Origin of the sequence: Prauserella muralis (genome assembly GCF_003202285.1) — a bacterium.
Taxonomy (GTDB): Bacteria; Actinomycetota; Actinomycetes; order Mycobacteriales; family Pseudonocardiaceae; genus Prauserella_B; species Prauserella_B muralis.
Genome location: NZ_MASW01000002.1, coordinates 431,847 through 452,970 on the forward strand (window position 1 = coordinate 431,847; position 21,124 = coordinate 452,970).

Annotated in this window: 17 protein-coding genes; 7 read left to right on the forward strand and 10 right to left on the reverse strand. The window is 71.2% G+C overall.

The window, feature by feature from the left end:
- The first annotated feature begins 59 nt into the window (after positions 1-59).
- The 3 genes from dnaE to BAY60_RS13120 all read left to right on the forward strand — a co-directional run bounded on the left by dnaE (position 60) and on the right by BAY60_RS13120 (position 6,700).
- Entirely contained in the window at positions 60-3,641 is a 3,582-nt protein-coding gene (dnaE, locus tag BAY60_RS13110) for a DNA polymerase III subunit alpha (protein ID WP_112281219.1), read from the forward strand.
- Positions 3,642-3,666: 25 nt separating this feature from the next.
- The gene (locus BAY60_RS13115) at positions 3,667-5,145 is read left to right on the forward strand and encodes an MFS transporter (RefSeq protein WP_245992477.1); all 1,479 of its coding nucleotides are present in this window, start codon (positions 3,667-3,669) and stop codon (positions 5,143-5,145) included.
- 352 nt (positions 5,146-5,497) lie between these two features.
- Positions 5,498-6,700, forward strand: coding sequence for a low temperature requirement protein A (locus BAY60_RS13120; RefSeq protein WP_112281220.1), 1,203 nt, complete (start codon positions 5,498-5,500; stop codon positions 6,698-6,700).
- On the opposite strand, the gene BAY60_RS13125 is transcribed toward BAY60_RS13120, so the two are convergent.
- The gene (locus BAY60_RS13125; RefSeq protein ID WP_112281221.1) at positions 6,695-7,453 is read right to left on the reverse strand and encodes an SIR2 family NAD-dependent protein deacylase; all 759 of its coding nucleotides are present in this window, start codon (positions 7,451-7,453) and stop codon (positions 6,695-6,697) included. The genes BAY60_RS13120 and BAY60_RS13125 overlap by 6 nt on opposite strands.
- 156 nt (positions 7,454-7,609) lie before the next feature.
- Here BAY60_RS13125 and BAY60_RS13130 point away from each other — a divergent pair, with 156 nt between their 5' ends.
- Positions 7,610-9,544, forward strand: coding sequence for an acyl-CoA dehydrogenase family protein (locus BAY60_RS13130; RefSeq protein WP_112281222.1), 1,935 nt, complete (start codon positions 7,610-7,612; stop codon positions 9,542-9,544).
- 90 nt (positions 9,545-9,634) lie between these two features.
- On the opposite strand, the gene BAY60_RS13135 is transcribed toward BAY60_RS13130, so the two are convergent.
- From BAY60_RS13135 to BAY60_RS13150, 4 genes are all read right to left on the reverse strand, one after another.
- Positions 9,635-10,288, reverse strand: coding sequence for a DedA family protein (locus BAY60_RS13135; RefSeq protein WP_112281223.1), 654 nt, complete (start codon positions 10,286-10,288; stop codon positions 9,635-9,637).
- Between the two features lie 104 nt (positions 10,289-10,392).
- Entirely contained in the window at positions 10,393-11,400 is a 1,008-nt protein-coding gene (gene lipA / locus BAY60_RS13140; protein WP_112281224.1) for a lipoyl synthase, read from the reverse strand.
- A gap of 37 nt (positions 11,401-11,437) precedes the next feature.
- The gene (locus BAY60_RS13145) at positions 11,438-12,388 is read right to left on the reverse strand and encodes an oxidoreductase (RefSeq protein ID WP_112281225.1); all 951 of its coding nucleotides are present in this window, start codon (positions 12,386-12,388) and stop codon (positions 11,438-11,440) included.
- A gap of 41 nt (positions 12,389-12,429) precedes the next feature.
- Positions 12,430-12,972, reverse strand: coding sequence for a hypothetical protein (locus BAY60_RS13150; RefSeq protein WP_112281226.1), 543 nt, complete (start codon positions 12,970-12,972; stop codon positions 12,430-12,432).
- Positions 12,973-13,102: 130 nt separating this feature from the next.
- On the opposite strand from BAY60_RS13150, the gene BAY60_RS13155 reads away from it, so the two are divergent.
- A complete protein-coding gene (locus BAY60_RS13155; RefSeq protein WP_112281227.1) occupies positions 13,103-13,699 on the forward strand; it encodes a TetR/AcrR family transcriptional regulator in 597 nt (198 codons plus the stop codon).
- Positions 13,700-13,783: 84 nt separating this feature from the next.
- Positions 13,784-14,719 (forward strand): LLM class F420-dependent oxidoreductase, encoded by a 936-nt coding sequence (locus BAY60_RS13160; protein ID WP_112281228.1) that lies wholly within the window; start codon positions 13,784-13,786, stop codon positions 14,717-14,719.
- 107 nt (positions 14,720-14,826) lie between these two features.
- Here the strand turns inward: BAY60_RS13160 and lipB are convergent, their stop codons facing one another.
- The 5 genes from lipB to lpdA form a co-directional block, all read right to left on the reverse strand.
- Positions 14,827-15,573 (reverse strand): lipoyl(octanoyl) transferase LipB, encoded by a 747-nt coding sequence (gene lipB, locus BAY60_RS13165; RefSeq protein WP_112281229.1) that lies wholly within the window; start codon positions 15,571-15,573, stop codon positions 14,827-14,829.
- Positions 15,570-16,199, reverse strand: coding sequence for a phosphatase PAP2 family protein (locus BAY60_RS13170; RefSeq protein ID WP_245992479.1), 630 nt, complete (start codon positions 16,197-16,199; stop codon positions 15,570-15,572). The genes lipB and BAY60_RS13170 overlap by 4 nt, the downstream gene beginning before the upstream one ends.
- Positions 16,200-16,204: 5 nt before the next feature.
- Positions 16,205-17,089 carry a TIGR01777 family oxidoreductase gene (locus BAY60_RS13175; protein WP_112281231.1) on the reverse strand — a complete coding sequence of 295 codons (885 nt, stop codon included), beginning with the start codon at positions 17,087-17,089 and terminating at the stop codon, positions 16,205-16,207.
- 74 nt (positions 17,090-17,163) lie between these two features.
- A complete protein-coding gene (gene sucB, locus BAY60_RS13180; protein WP_112281232.1) occupies positions 17,164-19,053 on the reverse strand; it encodes a 2-oxoglutarate dehydrogenase, E2 component, dihydrolipoamide succinyltransferase in 1,890 nt (629 codons plus the stop codon).
- 62 nt (positions 19,054-19,115) lie between these two features.
- Positions 19,116-20,489, reverse strand: coding sequence for a dihydrolipoyl dehydrogenase (gene lpdA, locus BAY60_RS13185; protein ID WP_112281233.1), 1,374 nt, complete (start codon positions 20,487-20,489; stop codon positions 19,116-19,118).
- A gap of 178 nt (positions 20,490-20,667) precedes the next feature.
- Between lpdA and BAY60_RS13190 the strand changes: the two genes are divergently transcribed.
- Positions 20,668-21,033, forward strand: a complete 366-nt coding sequence (locus BAY60_RS13190) for an oxidoreductase (protein ID WP_112281234.1) — start codon at positions 20,668-20,670, stop codon at positions 21,031-21,033.
- The last annotated feature ends 91 nt before the right edge of the window (positions 21,034-21,124 follow it).

Below are 21,124 nucleotides of genomic sequence, written 5' to 3' on the forward strand. Positions count from 1 at the left end.
GGTAGGGGGTCCGGAGTTCGCGCGTCGGTCGCTGCCGATCATTGGGGAGGTTTCCGCTGGTGTCGAACGATTCCTTCGTTCACCTGCACGTGCACACCGAGTACTCGATGCTCGATGGCGCGGCCAAGATCGCGCCGCTGTTCTCGGAGGCGGCGCGGCTGGAGATGCCGGCGGTGGGCATGACCGACCACGGCAACATGTACGGCGCGGACGAGTTCTACCAGCAGGCGAAGAAGGCGGGCATCAAGCCGATCATCGGCATCGAGGCCTACATCGCGCCGGAGAGCCGCTTCCACAAGAAGCCGGTGTTCTGGGGTCAGTCGAACCAGCGCGGTGCCGACGAGTTCGGCGAGGGTGGCGACGTCTCCGGTGGCGGTGCCTACACCCACATGACGATGCTGGCGGAGAACGCCACCGGGCTGCGGAACCTGTTCAAGCTCTCGTCGCTGGCCAGCATCCAGGGCTACTACCGCAAGCCCCGCATGGACCGCGAGCTGATCGCGGAGAACGCCGAGGGCATCATCGCCACCACCGGCTGCCCCTCCGGCGAGGTGCAGACGCGGCTGCGGCTGGGGCAGAAGGACGAGGCGCTGAAGGCGGCGGCCGACTACCGCGACATCTTCGGCCAGGACAACTTCTTCCTGGAGCTGATGGACCACGGCCTGCCCATCGAGCGGTCGGTGCGGGAGGGACTGCTGGAGATCGGGCGGCAGCTGAACCTGCGCCCGCTGGCCACCAACGACTCGCACTACGTCACCAAGGACCAGGCCGACTCCCACTCGGCCCTGCTGTGCGTGCAGTCGGGCAAGACGCTGTCGGACCCGAACCGGTTCAAGTTCGACGGCGACGGCTACTACCTCAAGTCGGCGGCGGAGATGCGCGAGTACTGGGACTCCGAGGTCCCGGGCGCCGCGGACACGACGCTGCTGATCGCCGAGCGGGTGCAGTCGTACGAGGAGGTCTACGCGCACCGCGACCGGATGCCGAAGTTCGCCGTGCCGCAGGGCCACGACGAGGCGAGCTGGCTGCACCAGGAGGTGATGAAGGGCCTGGAGTGGCGCTTTCCCGACGGCGTCCCGGACGGCTACGTCGAGCGGGCCGAGTTCGAGCTCGGCGTCATCGCGCAGAAGGGCTTCCCTTCCTACTTCCTGGTCGTCGCCGACCTCATCAACTACGCCCGCAGCGTGGGCATCCGGGTCGGTCCCGGCCGCGGCTCTGCGGCCGGGTCGCTGGTGGCCTACGCGCTCGGTATCACCAACCTGGACCCGATCCCGCAGAAGCTGCTGTTCGAGCGGTTCCTCAACCCCGAGCGCTCGTCGATGCCCGACATCGACATCGACTTCGACGACCGCCGCCGCGGCGAGATGGTGCGCTACGCCACCGAGAAGTACGGCGCCGACCGCGTCGCGCAGGTCATCACGTTCGGCACCATCAAGACCAAGGCCGCCATCAAGGACGCCGCGCGCGTGCACTTCGGGCAGCCGGGCTACTCCATCGCCGACCGGATCTCCAAGGCGCTGCCGCCGCCGATCATGGCCAAGGACATCCCGCTGGCGGGCATCGTCGACCCGGAGCACGAACGCTACGCCGAGGCGGCCGAGGTGCGCTCGCTGGTCGAGACCGACGACGAGGTCAAGACGATCTTCGAGACCGCGCGGGGGCTGGAGGGGCTGATCCGCAACGCGGGCGTGCACGCCTGCGCGGTCATCATGTCCAGCGAGCCGCTGATGGAGGCCATTCCGCTGTGGCAGCGCGACGACGGCTCGATCATCACCGGCTGGGACTACCCGTCGTGTGAGGCCATCGGCCTGTTGAAGATGGACTTCCTCGGGCTCCGCAACCTCACCGTCATCGGCGACGCCATCGACAACGTCAAGGCCAACCGCGGCGAGGAGATCGACCTCGACCGGCTCGGCCTCGACGATCCGGAGGCGTACAAGCTGCTCGGCCGCGGCGACACGCTGGGCGTGTTCCAGCTCGACGGCGGCGCGATGCGCGACCTGCTGCGCCGCATGCAGCCGACCGGCTTCGAGGACATCGTCGCCGTGCTGGCGCTGTACCGGCCCGGCCCGATGGGCATGAACGCCCACAACGACTACGCCGACCGCAAGAACGCACGCCAGCAGATCAAACCCATCCACCCGGAACTGGAAGAGCCCCTGAAGGACATCCTGGCCGAGACGTACGGCCTGATCGTCTACCAGGAGCAGATCATGCAGATCGCGCAGAAGGTCGCCGGTTACTCGATGGGCCGCGCGGACGTGCTGCGCAGGGCGATGGGCAAGAAGAAGAAGGAAGTCCTGGAGAAGGAGTTCGAGGGCTTCCACGAGGGGATGAAGAACAGCGACGCCGTTCCTGGCGGCTTCTCCGACGAGGCCATCCAGGCGCTGTGGGACACGATCCTGCCCTTCGCCGGGTACGCGTTCAACAAGAGTCACGCCGCCGGGTACGGCCTGATCGCGTACTGGACCGCCTACCTCAAGGCCAACTACCCCGCCGAGTACATGGCGGCCCTGCTGACGTCGGTGGGTGACAACAAGGACAAGTCGGCGGTGTACCTGTCCGAGTGCCGCAGGCTCGGCATCAAGGTGCTGCCACCGGACGTCAACGAGTCCGGCCAGCGCTTCGCGGCCGTCGGCGACGACATCCGCTTCGGTCTCGGCGCCGTGCGCAACGTCGGCGCCAACGTGGTGGACTCGATCATCAAGACCCGCCAGGGCAAGGGCAAGTACTCCTCGTTCACCGACTTCCTCGACAAGTCGGAGCTCGTGGTGTGCAACAAGCGGGTGCTGGAGTCGCTCATCAAGGCCGGCGCGTTCGACTCGCTGGGCCACGCGCGGCTGGCGATGATCCGCCAGCACGAGGACGCGGTGGACGCGGTGGTGCCGCTCAAGCGGCAGGAGGCGATGGGCCAGTTCGACCTCTTCGGTGGCGGCGGCGACGAGACCGCCGCCGCGTCGTCGTCCTCGCCGCTGGCGCATCTGAAGTTCGACGACGAGGAGTACCCGCGCAAGCAGTTGCTCGCCTACGAACGGGAGATGCTGGGCCTGTACGTCTCGGCGCACCCGCTCGACGGGGCGGAACGGATCCTGCGCAAGCACGCCAAACGGCCCATCGCGGCGATCCTGGCCGACCCGCCCAAGGAGGGCGAGATCGAGATCGCCGGGCTGATCACCTCGCTGGAGCGGCGGGTGAACAAGAGGGGCGAGCCGTGGGCCATCTGCACGGTGGAGGACATGGACGCCGCGCTGGAGGTGCTGTTCTTCCCCAAGTCCTATGCCCTCTTCGCCGCCGACCTGGTGGAGGACAACGCCGTGGTGGTCAAGGGCAGGGTCAACTGGCGCGAGGACAGGATGTCGGTCTTCGGCGGAGGCCTCGTTCCGCTCGACCTCAGCGACGTCACCGTCGGCGACGACGAGCCGCCGCTGATGCTGCTGGCGTCGGCGGAGAAGCTCAACCAGAGCGTCGTCACCGAGCTCAAGCAGACCCTGCAGGCCCACCGGGGCGAGACTCCGGTGCGGCTCAAGCTGCTGGGCAGGCAGCGGGAGACGGTGTTCGCGCTGTACGACTACCCGGTCAAGGTCAGCTCCATGCTGATCGGTGAGCTGAAAGGCATCCCGGGGATCACGGCGAGCACGTGACGGCGGTGCTCAATACCGTGGACGGGTGACCGTCTCCGACACCGCCGATCCGGATCCGCGCCGCTGGCGTGCACTGGCGGTCACCCTCACCGCCGGGTTCATGACCCTGCTCGACGTGAGCATCGTCAACGTCGCACTGCCCTCCATCCAGCGCAGCCTGGGAGCGTCGGTGGCAGGCGCCCAGTGGGTGGTCGCCGGGTACGCGCTCACCTTCGGCCTCGTCCTGGTCTCGGGCGGGCGGCTCGGCGACGCGCTCGGCAGGCGCCGGATGTTCCTCATCGCGCTGTCGGGCTTCGTCCTCACCAGCGCGCTGGCCGGTGCGGCGACCAGCGAAACCATGCTCGTCGTCGCCCGGCTGCTGCAGGGCTGCGCGGCCGGCATGCTCACGCCGCAGAACACGGGCCTGATCCAGACGTTGTTCCGTGGTGCCGAGCGGGGCAAGGCCTTCGGCATGTTCGGCACCATCGTGGGGCTCTCCACCGCCGTCGGCCCGGTGCTGGGCGGGTTGATCATCGCCGCGTTCGGCGCGGACAACGGCTGGCGCTGGGTGTTCTTCGTCAACGTGCCCATCGGGGTGGTGGCGCTGGTGCTCGCGGCCCGGCTGCTGCCTCGCCGCAGGGCCGTTCGCGGGCGGTCCCTGCGCGAGCAGCTCGACCCCCTCGGCATCGTGCTGCTGGGCCTCGCCGTGCTCGGAGTGCTGTTGCCGCTGGTGCAGTCGGAGCAGGGTGGGCTGGCCCGGCTGTGGTGGCTCTTCCCGATCGCCGCGGTCCTCGGGGTGGCGTTCGTGCGCTGGGAGTACCGCAGGGTTCACCGGGACCGTGCGGTGCTGCTCGATCCGCGCCTCTACACCCGCACGCCCGGCTATGCGATCGGCGCGGCGATCGCCGCCGTCTACTTCTGCGGCTTCGCCGGGATCTGGCTGGTGTTCGCGATGTTCTTCCAGCAGGGCCTCGGGTACACGCCGTTGCAGTCGGGGCTCATGGTGACGCCGTTCGCGCTGGGGTCGGCGGTGTCGGCCGCCGTGGCCGGCAGGCTCGTGCCGCGCTGGGGACGGCGCCTGACCCTGACCGGCCTGACGATGGTGGCGGCCGGGCTCGGTGCGGTGGCGCTGCTCGTGCCTGTGGTCGCGCCGTCGGCGATCGGGTATGCGGTGGCCGGCCCGCTGCTCGTCGCGGGTCTGGGCGGCGGCATGGTGATCGCGCCGAACACCACGCTGACGCTCGACCGGGTGCCCACCGACATGGCCGGGGCCGCGGGTGGTGCCCTGCAGACCGGTCAGCGCATCGGCACCGCCGTCGGCGTGGCGGCACTCGCCTCGGTGTTCCATGCGGGCATCACCGCAGCGGGGGAGAACTATCCGGTGGCGCTGTCCTTCGCGATGCTGTGTTCTGTGGGATTCACCACGATCGCGCTGCTGCTCGCCGTGGTGGATCTGCGCCGCGACCCTCACCGGCGACTCACCGAAGCGTCACATGGTGTGACCAAAGCTGGGCCATTCGAGTGACCTTGCGCCCATTCGGCTGGTGTCACCCTGTGCAACCAGGTAAACGTTACAGTGCCTTCTGAGAAGGGATATCGCTACGGAGCGTGGCGATTCGGTGGATGATCCGGGGATGGGACCGCGAACCGAGTTCGCACTCTCCTGTGTGCGCAGCCGGTCGAGCTGAACACGGAGGGTGTTCCTTTCTGAGTGCGTCACCGGCGGCCGCGGGGGATCGAGCGGAGACGCGAAGGCATCACCCGGGTGGGTTCCGGAAGGAAGGGGCCGGGACCCACCCGGACCCCGGGCGCTCTCGCGCGCAGGGCAGGCATGTGCTGGGATGGCCGCGCATCGCAGAACTCAGGGGAGGGTGCCGATGGCCGCGGAATCCGTTCGCCCGTATCACCGGCTCCGGGTGTGGTACCGGCCCATGCGGGGCCGCGATCCCGGCGAGCCGCACCGGGCGGCCACTCCGCTGGAGCTGCTGTTCGACCTGTGCTTCGTCGTCGCCGTGGGGCGGGCGGCGGCCGAGCTGCACCACGCCGTGGCGGAGAACCACGCCGCCGACGGCGTGGTCGGTTTCCTGCTGGTGTTCTTCGCGATCTGGTGGGCCTGGCTGAACTTCACGTGGTTCGCCTCGGCGTTCGACACCGACGACGTGCCCTATCGCATCGCCACCTTCGTGCAGATCGGCGGTGGGCTGGTGCTCGCGGCGGGCGTCGCGAGCGCGTTCGAGGGCGACTTCACGATCATCGTGATCGGCTACGTGGTGATGCGGCTGGCGCTGGTCGGGCAGTGGCTGCGGGCTGCGGCGGGCGATCCGCGAATCCGGCCCACCGCGCTGCGGTTCGCGCTGGGGATCGCGCTCGTGCAGGCCGGCTGGGTCGCCAGGCTGGCCGTGCCGGAAGGCTGGCTGATCCCGTCGTTCCTGGTGCTCGCGGCGGCGGAGATGCTGGTGCCGATCTGGGCCGAGCGGGCCTCGGCCGGCACCACCTGGCACGCCCACCACATCGCCGAGCGGTACGGGCTGTTCACGATCATCGTGCTCGGTGAGGCGGTGATCAGCGGAACGGCCGCCGTTCAGGAGGGGTTCGAGACCGGCGAGCACACCGGTTCGCTCGTCTCCCTTGCCGTCGCCGGCCTGGCGATCATGTTCGCGATGTGGTGGCTGTACTTCGACCAGCCCGCGCACCGGCGGCTCACGTCGTTCTGGACGACGTTCGCGTGGGGCTACGGGCACCTGCTGATCTTCGCCTCGGCGGCCGCGGTCGGCGCCGGTCTCGAGGTCGCCGTCGACCACGTCACCGAGCACGCCGCGCTGAGCGACGCGGCCGCGGGGATGGCGGTGACGGTGCCGGTGGCGGTGTTCCTGCTCAGTGTGTGGCTCATGCACATCGGCCCGCGCAACGAGTGCCGCCCCATCGCCGTCGGCTTTCCCGCGGCGGCGGTGCTGACGATCGCCGCGTCGTTCGTGCCCGCGCCGGTGCATGTCACCGCGGGCATCCTCGTGGCGCTCGTCGCGACGGTGGTGATCGCCACCCATGGCGAGCCCGATCCCACCGCCGCACCGGCGTCATGACCGGGTGAGGGCGGGCAGGACGTCGCCGAGTGGGCCGCGCAGCACGGCTGAGGCTGCGGAGTCGTAGGGCGTCTCCGAGGCGTTGCAGACGATCACGGAGGCGCCCGCGCTCGCGGCGAGGCCGACGAGCCCGGCCGCGGGATGCACGGTGAGGGAGGTGCCCGCGGCGAGCAGGACGTCGCACGACATCGCCTCCGTCTTCGCGCGGTCGAGCACCTCGGTGTCGAGCGCCTGGCCGAACGAGATGGTCGCCGACTTGAGGATGCCGCCACACGCCAGGCACGGCGGATCGCTCTCGCCCGCCCGCACCCGGTCGAGCGCCTCCCGCATGTCGCGGCGCTCGGCGCAGCTCAGGCACACCGTCTCGAACATCGTGCCGTGCAGCTCGATGACCCGCTCCGGATCGGAGCCCGCCTTCTGGTGCAGGCCGTCGATGTTCTGCGTGATGATCGCCGAGAGCCTGCCATCGCGTTCGAGCTCCACCAGCGCCTCGTGCGCCCGGTTCGGCTTCGCGTGCCAGCCCGGGTGTCCCACGCGTGCCTGCCAGCTCTGCTCCCGCACGTCCTTGCTGGCCACGTAGTCGCGGATGTTGGAGAGTTTCTCCGCGCCCGGGTTGCGGGTCCACACGCCGTTCGGGCCGCGGAAGTCGGGGATCCCGGAGTCGGTCGAGACCCCGGCGCCGGTCATCGCCACGAGACGGCCGGCGCCGGCGACGAGCTCCCTGGCGCGCTGGATGTCCTCGGCGGGGTCCATGACCCCATGATGCGTGCTCGCCGCCTGCCGGGGAACCGGACCGGCGCCCGGTTTCCGCGGCCGGCGCGCCTCCGCAGGTTTCGCATTCGCTACCGATCGGTAACACTTGGGGTGTGTGATGCACGCCATAGCTGATCGACTCGACGAGGAGGGCCCATGGTCGACCAACCGCGGGTGACGGAGAAGGAAGCCAGGGCGGTCGCCGAGGAGGCAAGGGAGAGCGGCTGGCAGAAGCCGTCGTTCGCCAAGGAGCTGTACCTCGGCCGGTTCCGGATGGACCTCATCCATCCCCACCCGAAGGCGAGCGACGAGGACGCCGCCAAGGCCGAGAAGTTCCTGACCCGCCTCAAGGAGTACTGCGCCACTCTCGATCCCGCCGTGATCGAACGCGAGGCCCGCATCCCGGACGACTACGTCAAGGGGCTGGCCGAGCTGGGCTGCTTCGGCATCAAGATCCCGGAGTCCTACGGTGGCCTCGGGCTCACGCAGGTCGCCTACAACCAGGCGCTCATGCTCGTCGGCTCCGTTCATTCGACACTCGCCGTGCTCCTGTCGGCGCACCAGTCGATCGGTGTGCCCGAGCCGCTCAAGCTCGCGGGCACCCCGGAACAGAAGGCGGCGTGGCTGCCGCGCTGTGCCAAGGGCGCGGTGTCGGCGTTCCTGCTCACCGAGCCCGACGTCGGCTCCGACCCGGCGCGGCTGGCCACCACCGCCGTGCCCACCGAGGACGGCGAGGCCTACGAGCTGGACGGCGTGAAGCTGTGGACCACCAACGGCGTCGTGGCGGAACTGCTCGTCGTCATGGCCAGGGTGCCGCAGAGCGAGGGCCACCGCGGCGGCGTCACCGCGTTCGTCGTCGAGGCCGACACCCCGGGCATCACCGTCGAGCGGCGCAACATGTTCATGGGCCTGCGCGGCATCGAGAACGGTGTGACCCGCTTCCACAAGGTCCGCGTTCCCAAGGAGAACATCGTCGGCGGCGAGGGCAAGGGCCTCAGGATCGCCCTCGCGACGCTCAACACGGGCAGGCTGTCGGTGCCCGGGTCGTGTGCCGGGGCCAGCAAGTGGGCGCTCAAGATCGCCAGGGAGTGGTCGGCCGAGCGGGTGCAGTGGGGCAAGCCGGTCGGCAGGCACGAGGCCGTCTCCGCGAAGATCTCCTTCGTCGCGGCCACCACCTTCGCGCTGGAGGCGGTGGTGGAGCTGTCCGCGCACATGGCCGACCAGGGCCGCAACGACATCCGCATCGAGGCGGCGCTGGCCAAGCTGTGGGCCAGCGAGATGTCCTGCCAGGTCGCCGACGAGCTCATGCAGATCCGTGGCGGGCGGGGTTACGAGACGGCCGAGTCGCTGGCGGCCCGGGGCGAGCGGGCGGTACCCGTGGAGCAGCTGGTGCGCGACCTGCGCATCAACCGGATCTTCGAGGGCTCCTCGGAGATCATGCGGCTGCTGATCGCCAGGGAGGCCGTGGACGCCCACCTTGCGGCGGCCGGTGACCTGGCCGACGCCGAGGCCGATCTCCAGAGCAAGGCCAGGGCCGCGGCCAAGGCCAGCGGCTTCTACGCGAAGTGGCTGCCGCAGCTCGTGGCAGGCAAGGGCCAGGTGCCGTCGTCGTTCCGCGAGTTCGGCTCGCTGGCGGGGCATCTGCGCTTCGTCGAGCGCACCGCGCGCAAGCTGGCGCGGTCCACTTTCTACGGCATGGCGCGCTGGCAGGCCGGGCTGGAGCAGCGGCAGGGCTTCCTCGGCCGCGTGGTCGACATCGGCGCCGAGCTGTTCGCCATGGCGGCGGCGTGCGTGCGCGCCGAGATGCTGCGCGGTGAGGACGCCGGGCGTGGCGAGGAGGCCTACGAGCTGGCCGACGTGTTCTGCCGCCAGTCCAGGCTGCGGGTCGAGGGCCTGTTCGAGGCACTGTGGAACAACACCGACAGCGCCGACCGGCGGCTGGCCAAGGGCGTGCTCGACGGTCGCTACTCGTGGCTGGAGGACGGCGTGCTCGACCCGAGCGAGGGCACGGGGCCGTGGATCGCCGACTGGCGCGCGGGCGCCTCGGACGAGGAGAACGTGGCCCGCCGCTACCTGCCGTCCACCCGATAGGCGCGACCCGGCCGGGTGCCACCGAGCCGAAGGGCACCCTGGGCGCGCATCGCGTACCGAGGGTGCCCTTCGGCTCGCCGCCGGGTACCGCTAGTCGGCCTGCGGGGCGACCGGTTTGTCGGGCTCGGTCGTCGCGCCGAGCGCCTTCTTGCGCTTGTAGCGCACGAGGGCGACGACCGCGACGACGGCGAGCACGCCGACCACGATCATGCCGCCGGTGCTGAGCATGCCCTCGACCCGCCGGGCCGCCTCGCCGAGCGCGGCGCCGATGCTGATGTGCAGCAGCGACCAGCTCGCGGCTCCGGCGAGCACCGCGGGCAGGAACTTGCGGTAGGGCAGACCCGACGTGCCCGCCGCCGCCGGGGTGAGCGTGCGCACCACGGGCAGGAAGCGGGCGAAGAACACGGCCCAGGCGCCCCGCCGTTGCAGGATGCCGGTGGCCTTGTCCCAGGCGTCGGTGCCGTAGCGCTGGATCAGCCGGGTCTCCCGCAGCCGGGGGCCGAAGCGCCTGCCGATGGCGTAGCCGATCGAGTCGCCGATGCCCGCACAGGCGGTGACGACCACCCACAGCACGATGAACCGCGGCGCCGTGGTGGCGGTGGTGGCGGCGATCAGCAGCCCCGACTCACCCGGCGCGATGAAGCCGAGCCCGATCGTGCATTCGAGCAGGACAAGCAGCCCGGTGGCGCCCACCAGCGCCGGTTGCGGAAGGCTTTGCAGCCAGTCGAGCACGTCGGTAACCACGCCTGTTCCCCTTGCCCATCGTCCCCGGTATCCCCTGGGACGACACTATCGCTCACGCGCCGCCGTTGGGCTCAGGGTTGTCCCCGATTTCGCTCGGCGTCGGCTCAGGAATGCCGGGCCAGCACGCTGCTCGCCTCCTGCGCGGCGGGCGCGGCGGCGGCGAGGTGGCCGAGCTTCTCCGGCAGCGGCTCGCCCCTGTGCTGCTTGGTCTGCGCGTACAGCTTGCCCGCGCGGTAGGACGAGCGCACCAGCGGACCCGCCATCACCCCGGCGAAACCGAGCGCCTCGGCGGCCCGGGTGTGCTCGACGAACTCCTCGGGCTTGACCCAGCGGTCCACCGGATGGTGGCGCACGGAGGGGCGCAGGTACTGGGTGATCGTCAGGATCTCGCACCCGGCGTCGACCAGGTCGCGCATCGCGGGCTCAACCTCCTCGGGGGTCTCGCCCATGCCGAGGATGAGGTTCGACTTGGTGACCAGCCCGGCGTCGCGGGCGCGGGTGATGACCTCCAGCGACCGCTCGTAGCGGAAGCCGGGACGGATGCGCTTGAAGATGCGCGGCACGGTCTCCACGTTGTGCGCCAGCACCTCCGGCTCCGAGCCGAACACCTCGGCCAGCTGGCCGGGGTCGGCGTTGAAGTCGGGGATCAGCAGCTCCACGCCCGTGCCGGGGTTGAGCGCGTGGATCTGGCGGACCGTCTCGGCGTAGAGCCAGGCGCCGCCGTCGGGCAGGTCGTCGCGGGCCACGCCGGTGACGGTGGAGTAGCGCAGGCCCATGGCCTGGACGCTCTCGGCGACCCTGCGCGGTTCGTCGCGGTCCAGCTCGGCGGGCTTGCCGGTGTCGATCTGGCAGAAGTCACAGCGCCGCGTGCACTGGTCGCCGCCGATGAGGAACGTCGCCTCCCGGTCCTCCCAGCACTCGTAGATGTTGGGACAGCCGGCCTCTTCGCACACGGTGTGCAGGCCCTCGCGGCGCACCAGGCCCTTCAGCTCGGTGAACTCGGGACCCATCCGCGCGCGGGTCTTGATCCATGACGGCTTCTTCTCGATCGGCGTCTGACTGTTGCGCACTTCGAGACGCAGCAGCTTCCGACCTTCCGGCACGACAGTCACGGCCCCCAGGGTACGCGCCGGGCCCGCGCGGACAAGGTCACGCGGGGTCGGGGGTGACGCCCGTCAACTTGGCGGTGAGCTCCCACAGCCCGGCGCCGAGCGCGGGATCGAGCGCCGGCCGGACGAACCGCACCGGCCGGGGGTGGCCGCGCAGCTCGCCGGGCCCGCGCGGGCCCACGTAGTCGCCGCCGCGCACGCCGGGGGCGGTCGCGGCGTAGAGCTGCGGCAGGGCGCCCATCCTGGCGTTCTGCGCCACCAGCAGCCCGCCGAGCCGGGTGCCGACGTCGATGACCTGCCGCAGCAGCGCGCTCGGCTGGGACCGGGCCATGGCGGAGGCGAGGCCGGTGTCGCTGTAGCCGGGGTGTGCGGCGGCGCTGAGCACCGGCTCGCCCGCAGCGCGCAGCCTGCGGTCGAGTTCGGCGGCGAACACCTGGTTGGCGAGCTTGGCCTGCGAGTACGCCGTGGCCGGGTTGTAGCGGCGGTGCTCGAAGTTCGGATCCCGCAGGTCGAGACGCCCGCCGCGCGCGGCGAGGCTGGACACGGTGACCACGCGGGCCGCCGTGCCGCCCCGCAGCGCGGGCATGAGCAGCCAGGTGAGCGCGGCGTGTCCGAGGTGGTTGGTGCCGAACTGCGTCTCGAAACCGTCCGCGGTGAGGCCGCGGGGCGTGCCCATCAGGCCCGCGTTGTTGACGAGGATGTCGAGGGCGTCGCCGGTGCGCTCGCGCACGCGGGCGGCCGCGTCGCGTACCGACGCGAGGTCGGCCAGGTCGAGCCGGACGAGCTCGGGCTCGGTGCCCGCGGCGGCCGCGACCTCGCGCAGGGCGCGTGCGCCGCGTTCCGCGGAGCGGCAGGCCAGCAGCACCCTGGCGCCCTTGCCCGCGAGCACCTGCGCCGTGCGCAGGCCGAGCCCCGAGTTGGCGCCCGTGATGAGCACGGTACGACCGCTCTGGTCGGCGATGTCCTGCTCGGTCCACCCGTGGCCTGCCATGCCGGACAGCTAACTACACGTACTGGCGGTGCGCCAACACGTCACGCCGTGGCGGCGAGCTTGCGCAGCAGCTGCCCGACCGGGTTGCTCCGCCTGCGCGGGCTCGCCGTCGCGTCCCGGCCGCGCAGCAGCGACACGAAGGCCCTGCCGACCTTGACGGCCTCCTCACGCGGTTCGTGCGGTTCGGCGAGCCCCGCGGTCACGGCGAGCATCCGCAGCTCGGCCTCGTGCGCGGCACGCAGTCGCGGGTACTCGTCGGCGTGTGCGTCCAGCACGGCCCGCAGGGTGGGGTGCTCGCGCGTGGCCGACAGCCACGCCCGCGACACCGCGTCGACGTGGTCGCGCTCGCCCCATCCGGGCACGTCGGCCGCGTCCTCGGGGCCCGCGGCCTGGGCGCGCAGCCTGCCGCTGAGCACCTGTGCCCACTTGTACTGCAGCGCGAGCAGCAGGTTCTCCTCGCTGCCGAAGGCTCGTGCGGCACCGGGAATGCGGGCGAACGGCAGTGGCCCCCGCGGGTCGCGCCTGGCTTCGCGCAACACGGCGTCGATGATGTCGCGCCGCTGATAGAAGTCGTTCCAGCTCATGGCCTGATCCCCTTCCGTGACCCGCGCCATACCGCCGGTCGGCGGCATACTCGCGGTACGGACCTGACATGGTGAACATACCACCGGTATGGCCGGATCATGCGCGCGTAGAGTTGTGAGGGTGGTGACAGTGAGGTCCAGGCGGGAAGACTATTCGGAATCCACGCGGTCGGCCCTGGTCAACAGCGCTGTCGAGCTGTTCACCGAGCGGGGCTACGCCGGCACCTCCCTCGACGAGATCGCCAGGCGTGCCCGGGTGACGAAAGGTGCGCTGTATCACCACTTCAGTGGCAAGCAGGCGGTGTTCGAGGCGGCCTTCGACGCGGTCGAGACCGCGGTCAAGGGCCGCCTGGAGAAGATCCTGCGCGGGCCGGACGCGCCGTGGGACCGTGCCCTGCGCGGGCTGCGCGAGTTCATCTCCAGCTGCCTCGATCCGGCGTACCAGCGCATCGCCATCCACGAGGCGCCCGTGGTGATGGGCTACCAGCGCTGGCGCGACGCCGAGGACCGCTACAGCTTCGGCCTGATCCGCTCCGGCCTGCAGGACCTCATCGACGCGGGCGACGTGGTGAGCGTGCCCGTGGAGATCACCTCGCGGCTGCTGTTCGGCGCGCTGTCCAGCGCGGCCACCGAGATCGCGAGCTCGCCGAATCCGCAGGAGGTCGGCGCACAGGTGGAGGCCGTCATCGTGAGCCTGCTGCACCAGGTCCGCCGCGCGGAGGACTAGCGGCCCGGCGCCGAGCCGAAGGTGACCTTGGGTACACGTCCCGTACCGAGGGTGCCCTTGGGCTCGGCACAGTAGATTCGGGGCGTGGAACTCAGGATCTTCACCGAACCGCAGCAGGGTGCGAGCTACGACGATTTGCTGGCGGTCGCCAAGGCGACCGAGGACAACGGGTTCGACGCGTTCTTCCGGTCGGACCACTTCCTCAAGATGGGGTCGGTGTCCGGGCTGCCGGGCCCGACCGACGCCTGGATCACGCTCGCCGGGCTGGCCCGCGAGACCTCCCGGATCCGGCTCGGCACGCTGGTGACGGCGGCGACGTTCCGGCACCCTTCGGTGCTGGCGATCTCGGTGGCGCAGGTCGACCACATGTCCGGCGGCCGGGTGGAGCTGGGCCTGGGCTCGGGCTGGTTCGCCGACGAGCACACCGCCTACGGCATCCCGATGCCCGAGCTCAAGGAGCGCTTCGAGCTCTACGCCGAGCAGCTGGCGATCGTCACCGGACTGTGGGAGACGCCGGAGGGGCAGACGTTCTCCTTCGAGGGCACGCACTACACGCTCACCGACTCGCCCGCGCTGCCGAAGCCCGCGCAGCGCCCCCGCCCGCCGGTGATCATCGGAGGGCAGGGCAAGAAGCGCACGCCCGAGCTGGCCGCGCGCTTCGCCGACGAGTTCAACCTCCCCTTCACCGACCCGGACACGGCGGTGGCGCAGTACGAGCGCGTGGAGGTGGCCGCACGGGCGGAGGGCCGCGACCCGAAGGAGATCATCCGCTCGGCGGCGCTGGTGGTGGCCGTCGGCAGGGACGAGGCGGAGTTCACCCGCCGCGCCGAGGCCATCGGCCGCCAGCCGAACGAGCTGCGGCAGAACGGCCTCGCCGGGACCCCGGCCGAGGTCGTCGACAGGATCGGCCACTGGCGCCAGCACACGGACGTGTCGCGGCTGTACCTGCAGGTGCTGGACCTCTCCGACCTCGACCACCTGGAGCTGATCGCCTCCGAGGTCGCCCGCCAGCTCGACTAGCCGGCGCCCTCGACGGCCGGGCACGAGCCGAGCCCAAGGTGACCGTGGGTACCCATCCGGTACCCGAGGTCACCTTGGGCTCGCCGGCAGGCTGCCCGGGTGCGGCGTCAGCTCTGGAGGGCGAAGGTGACGCCCGGTGCGCTCGGCTCCTCCGGGCGCGGCAGCCAGCGGTCGTCGCTCACCGGCAGCTTGCCGTCGAGCGCGGCCAGCACCGCGTCGCGGGCCAGCGGCAGCACCTCGGCCACCGGCACGTCGCGGCCCAGCTCGGCCGACAGCGACGTGACACCGGCGTCGCTGATGCCGCACGGCACGATCTTGCCGAACGCGGCGAGGTCGGCGTTGCAGTTGAGCTCGAAACCGTGCATGGTGACGCCCCGCTGCACGCGGATGCCGATGGCGGCGATCTTGCGCTCCGGGCCGCGGTCGTCGGCGGGCAGCCACACGCCGCTGCGCCCCTCGACCCGGCCGGTGAACACGCCGAGCCGCTCGCACACGCTGATGAGCGCCTCCTCGAGGCGCCGCACGTAGTGCACGACGTCGATCGGGTCGGCGAGCTGCACGATCGGGTAGCCGACCAGCTGGCCCGGTCCGTGCCAGGTGATGCGGCCGCCCCGGTCGACGTCGATCACCGGGGTGCCGTCGGTGGGCCGGTCCTCGGGCTGGGTTCGCTTGCCCGCCGTGTAGACCGACGGGTGCTCCAGCAGCAGCATCGTGTCGGGGCGCAGGCCGTCCGCCCTCGCCGTGACGTGCTCGCGCTGCAGCTCCCACGCCTCGAGGTAGTCGATCGTGCCGATCGGACGGACGTCGACCGGCTCGTCGCTCGCCCGGCAGGACTTGGTCACCTTCGCAGTCACGCAGACGAGGCTACGCCGCGCCGGGCAGGCGGCAACAGCCGAAGTGCCACGCCCGACAGCAGGCCCACCCCGCACACGGCCAGCACCGCGCCGATCGTGTCGGTGAGCCAGTGCACGTCCAGCACGATGCGGCTGGCCGCGCACAGCAGGGTCGCCAGCACCGCGATGCGAACGGCGCGCGACACCAGGCGCGGCGCCAGCCACAGGCACAGCACCACGATCGCGAAGCCGGTGCAGGCCACCGACACGACGTGCCCGCTCGGATAGGCGAAGTCGGGGTAGACGCGGGGCCGTTCGCGGGCGAAGAGAGGTTTGGCCACCCAGCTCGTGGCGCGGCAGGCCAGCAGCAGGACGAGCACCCGCGTCACCACGCGTGCGGCGTCCGCCCGGCCCCGGTGCCGCAGCCGGAGCACCGCGACCACCAGGACCACCGCGGCGACGATCGGGAGCACGGGCCCCAGCACGGCACTGACCACGCCGGCGAGGAACCCGGCCGGGCCGCGCCATTCGTCGTGCAGCGCCTGGCCGATCAGCGCGTCCGGGCCGTACGGCTCGCCGCGCACGAGCACACCGAGCACCACGAATGCGGCGAGCAGGGCGACGCCTGCGGCGACCGGGGTCCGCACAGCTCTCACAGCACCGCGGCGAGCGCGTCGTCGAGGTCGGGGTGGCGGAAGCGGAAGCCCGCCTTCGGCAGGACCGAGGGCACGGCTCTCGGCCCGCTCAGCAGCATCTCGTCGGCGGCCTCGCCGAGGGCCAGTCGCAGCGCGGGCGACGGCGCCCACCACGGGGCCGGGCGGCGCAGCGCGCGGCCCAACGACCGGGTGAACTCCGCGTTGGTCACCGGATGGGGAGAGGCCAGGTTCACCGGGCCGGAGACGTCGGTGTGCTCCAGGGCGAACCGGATGGCCTCCACCTGGTCGGGAAGGCTGATCCACGGCAGGTACTGCCTGCCGCTGCCGAGCCTGCCGCCCAGGCCCAGCCAGAACAGCGGTTTGAGCGGACCCAGCAGCCCGCCCGTTCCGGACAGCACGGGCGAGGTGCGCAGCAGCACCACACGGGCTCCGCCCTGTGCGGCGGAGGTGGTCGCCGCCTCCCAGGTGGCGCACAGGTGCGCCAGGAAACCTCCGCCCCCGGGCGCGCCCTCGTCGACCTCGCGATCGCCCGTGTCGCCGTAGAAGTTGACGCCGGAGCTGTTCAGCAGCGCGGGCACGCCGTGCTCGGCGACGGCCTCGGCCAGCACCTCGGTGGGTTCGACCCTGCTGTCGAGCAGCAGTTGCTTGCGGGCCCCGCTCCACCGGCCGGACGCCAGCGGTGCGCCGCAGAGGTTCACCACGGCGTCCACGCCGTCGAGGGCGCCGTCGTCGATGCGGCCGGCCGGCGGGTCCCAGCCGCGCTCGTCGGCACCGCGCGGGGCACGCCGCACGAGCCGCAGCACCTCGTGGCCCACCTCCCGTAACCGCGGTACGAGAGCGTTGCCGATGAGGCCGCTGGAACCGGCGATCAGAACCCGCATGTGTCCACCTTAGAGAGGCACACGGAAGGGGCGCCTGCCGAAGCAGACGCCCCTCCCGCCGATGTTCTGCCTGGCTACAGACCCAGCTCGTCCTCGAAGTTGCCCTCCTCGAGACGCTGCTTGATCGTCGTGAGGAAGCGGCCCGCGTCCGCGCCGTCGATCAGCCGGTGGTCGTAGGTCAGCGGCAGGTACGCCATCGAGCGGATCGCGATGGTGTCGTTGCCGTCGGCGTCCGTGCTCACCACGGGACGCTTCACGACCGCGCCGGTGCCGAGCATCCCCGACTGCGGCTGGACGATGATCGGCGTGTCGAACAGCGCGCCGTTGCTGCCGATGTTGGTGATCGTGAACGTGCCACCGGTCAGCTCGTCGGGCGTCACCCGGTTGCTGCGTGCCCGCTCCGCCAGGTCGGCGATGCGGTGCGCCAGCCCGGCAAGGCTCAGCTCGCCCGCGTCGTGGATCACCACCGAGAGCAGGCCGCGCTCGGTGTCCACGGCGATGCCCAGGTGCACGGCGCCGTGGTAGGTGATCTCCTTGGTCTCCTCGTTGTAGGAGGCGTTGACGTTCGGGTGCTGCTTGAGCGCCTCGACGGTGGCCTTCGCGAAGAACGGCAGGAACGTCAGGTTGACGCCCTCACGCTCGCGGAAGGCCGCCTTCGCCCGCTGCCGCAGCCGGGCGATCTTGGTGACGTCGACCTCGTGCACCTGGGTGAGCTGCGCGGAGACCTGCAGCGACTCCCTGGTCTTGGTCGCCGTGATCTGCCGGATCCGGCTGGCCTTCTGCACCGTGCCCCGCAGCGCCGCCTTCTCCGCGTCGGAGACCGCGGCCTGCCGGGCCGGAGCGGACGGCGCCGCCGACGCTGCCGGGGCGGCCGGTGCGGGCTCGGCCGCGGCGGGCTCCGGGGCCTGCTGCTTCTGCTTCTCCTCGACGGCGGCCAGCACGTCCTGCTTGCGGATGCGGCCGCCGACACCGGTTCCGGTCAGGCTCGACAGGTCGATGTCGTGCTCGGCGGCGAGCTTGCGCACCAGCGGCGTCACGTACGGGCCCGCCGCACCGTCGCGGCTCGGCGTGGCCTCGGTGCGTGCCGGGGCCGGTGCGGGCTCGGCGGGCCGCGACGGCTGGGCCGGCTGCGAGGGCCGCGGCTCCTGCGACGGCTGCGCCTGCTGCGGTGCGGGCGCCTGCTGCTGCGGTTGCTGCTGCCGTTCCTCCTTCGGGGGCTCCGGCCGCGAGGGCTGCTCCGGCTGCTCCTGCTGGGCAGGCGCGGGCTGCTGCGGCTGGGCCGGAGCCGACGGCGCGGCGTTCGCGTCGCCGATCACGGCCAGCTGGCCGCCGACCTCCACGGTCTGGTCCTCGTTGACCGAGATCTCCAGCAGCGTCCCGGCAACGGGGGAGGGCACCTCGGTGTCGACCTTGTCGGTGGAGATCTCCAGCAGCGGCTCGTCGACCTCGACCGAGTCACCGACCTGCTTGAGCCACCGGGTGACCGTGCCCTCGGTGACGCTCTCGCCCAGTTCGGGCAGCGTCACCGGGGTGCCGGAGGACGCGCCACCGGACGGCGCCTGCTGGGCAGCGGGCTCGGGCTGCGCCTGCGGCTGGGCCTGGGGCTGCGCCTGGGCCTGCGGTTCGGGCTCCGGTTCCGGCTCCGGCTGGGCCTGCGGCTCGGGCTGTGCGGGTGCCTGCTCGGCGGCCGGCTGCGCGGGCGCGGCGGCCTCGCCGCCCCCACCCGAGCCGTCGTCGATCACGGCCAGCTCCGCGCCGACCTCGACCGTCTCGTCCTCGCGGGCCACGATCTTCTGCACCGTGCCGGCGACGGGGGAGGGGACCTCGGTGTCGACCTTGTCGGTGGAGATCTCCAGCAGCGGCTCGTCGACCTCGACCGAGTCACCCTCCTGCTTCAGCCACCGGGTGACCGTGCCCTCCGTGACGCTTTCACCGAGCTCCGGCAATGTGACGGAGTACGCCATCGTTCGCTGACTCCTTGACTTCTCTGGTGTGGTCTGGTGTTGGGCGGCCGCGCGGGCCGGGATCAGCCGTGCACGTGCAGCGGCTTGCCCGCCAGGGCAAGGTGCGCCTCGCCGAGGGCCTCGGTCTGGGTCGGGTGGGCGTGGATGAGCGGGGCGACGTCCTCGGGGAACGCCTCCCAGTTGTAGATGAGCTGGGCCTCGCCGATCAGTTCGCCGACGCGGTCGCCCACCAGGTGCAGGCCCACCACCGGCCCGTCCGCCGCCTTGACCAGCTTCACCGCACCGGAGGTCTTGAGGATCTGGCTCTTGCCGTTGCCCGCCAGGTCGTAGGTGAACGTCGTGACGCCGGAGCCGTACTTCTCCTTGGCCGCCGCCTCGGTGAGCCCCACGGAGGCCACCTCGGGGTGGGAGTACGTCACGCGCGGGATGCCGGCCTCGTCGATCGGCCTCGGGGCGAGCCCGGCGATCTCCTCGGCCACGAAGATGCCCTGCGCGAAGCCGCGGTGGGCCAGCTGCAGCCCGGGCACGATGTCGCCGACGGCGTACACGTTCGGCAGGTTGGTGCGCAACCGCTCGTCGGTGAGCACGAACCCGCGCTCCATCCGCACGCCCGCCTCGTCGTAGCCGTGCCCCGCCGTGTTGGGGCCGCGGCCGACGGCCACGAGCAGCAGGTCGGCCTCCAGCGTCTCGCCCGACTCCAGGGTGACGCTCACGCCGTTGTCGTCCTGCTTGGCTCCGGTGAACTTCACGCCCGTCTTGAACGTGATCTTGCGCCGCCGGAACGCGCGCTCCAGCTGCTTGGAGGCGAACTCGTCCTCGTTGGGCACGAGCCGCGGCAGCGCCTCGACGATGGTGACGTCGACGCCGAAGGACGCCCACACGCTCGCGAACTCGACGCCGATCACGCCGCCGCCGAGCACGATCGCCTTCTTCGGCACGTAGTCGAGGTTGAGGGCGTCCTCGCTGGCGATGATCCGGCCGCCGAGCTCGAGGCCCGGCAGCGTCCTGGAGTAGGAGCCGGTGGCCAGCAGCAGGTTCTTGCCGGTGTAGCGGGTGCCGTCGACGTCCACCGACGTGCCGCCTGCGAACGTGCCCGTGCCCTCCACATAGTTGATCTTGTGGGCCTTCGCCAGGCCCTGCAGCCCCTTGTAGAGGCGGGTGACGATCGAGTCCTTGTACTTGTGGACCCCGGCGATGTCGACGCCCTCGAAGACGGTCTTGACACCGAACTGCTCGCCGTCACGAGCCGAGTCGGCGACCTCGGCCGCGTGCAGGAGTGCCTTCGTCGGGATGCAACCCCGGTGCAAGCAGGTGCCGCCCAGCTTGTCCTTCTCGATCAGGGTCACGGAAAGGCCCAGCTCAGCGGCGCGGAACGCCGCGGCATAGCCACCCGATCCGCCCCCCAGGATCACCAGGTCGGCTTCAGCGTCGGTCACTTCTCAAACTCCTCGGCAGGCAGTGTCGATGGTGTACACGGGCGCCGTGGTGCGCTCATCACACCTCATCTTGTCACCTCGCCTGACAGGCTTGCGAGCTAGTGGTGGTGTGTGCCGGACACACCGTTTCGAGCGCGGGATAATGATCGTGAGGACGCGGAGAAGGAAGGTGGTCGGGGTGGGGCTGTTCGACTCGTTGCGCAGGAGAGGCAGAGGCGGCGGAAAGCCCGGTACGCTGCGAAGGTCCAGCTCGGCCGACACGGAGCACCTGGATGCCTGGGCGGCGTCCCGGCGGGGGGTCGAGGCCTACGTCGAGCCGCGCACGACTGTCACTGACACCACTGTGGTGCTGGTCGCACACGACGGCGAGTGGACGCGCAGGCGCATCGGCAGCCTGTCCGCCGCCCAGGACTTCGGCCGCAAGCGCTCGATCCCGGTCTACGAGGTCGCCAAGACCGGCTACCCCAAGCGCATGCGCGAGTACACGGAGCGTCAGCGGATTCTCGAGCGCAGGCGGCGCACCGAGCGCGACGCCCCCTCCTGACCGCGAGTCCTGCGTCCAGGCCCGCGAGTCCTGCGTTCGGGCCCGCGAGTCCTGCGTTCGGGCCCGCGAGTCCTGCGTCCAGGCCCGCGAG

Bases quoted from the DNA above. Each gene is read 5' to 3' on its own strand.
- BAY60_RS13120 (WP_112281220.1), top strand. From the start codon at position 5,498: ATGGCCGCGGAATCCGTTCGCCCGTATCACCGGCTCCGGGTGTGGTAC.
- BAY60_RS13125 (WP_112281221.1), bottom strand. From the start codon at position 7,453: ATGGACCCCGCCGAGGACATCCAGCGCGCCAGGGAGCTCGTCGCCGGC.
- BAY60_RS13130 (WP_112281222.1), top strand. From the start codon at position 7,610: ATGGTCGACCAACCGCGGGTGACGGAGAAGGAAGCCAGGGCGGTCGCC.
- BAY60_RS13145 (WP_112281225.1), bottom strand. From the start codon at position 12,388: ATGGCAGGCCACGGGTGGACCGAGCAGGACATCGCCGACCAGAGCGGT.
- BAY60_RS13150 (WP_112281226.1), bottom strand. From the start codon at position 12,972: ATGAGCTGGAACGACTTCTATCAGCGGCGCGACATCATCGACGCCGTG.
- BAY60_RS13175 (WP_112281231.1), bottom strand. From the start codon at position 17,089: ATGCGGGTTCTGATCGCCGGTTCCAGCGGCCTCATCGGCAACGCTCTC.
- sucB (WP_112281232.1), bottom strand. From the start codon at position 19,053: ATGGCGTACTCCGTCACATTGCCGGAGCTCGGTGAAAGCGTCACGGAG.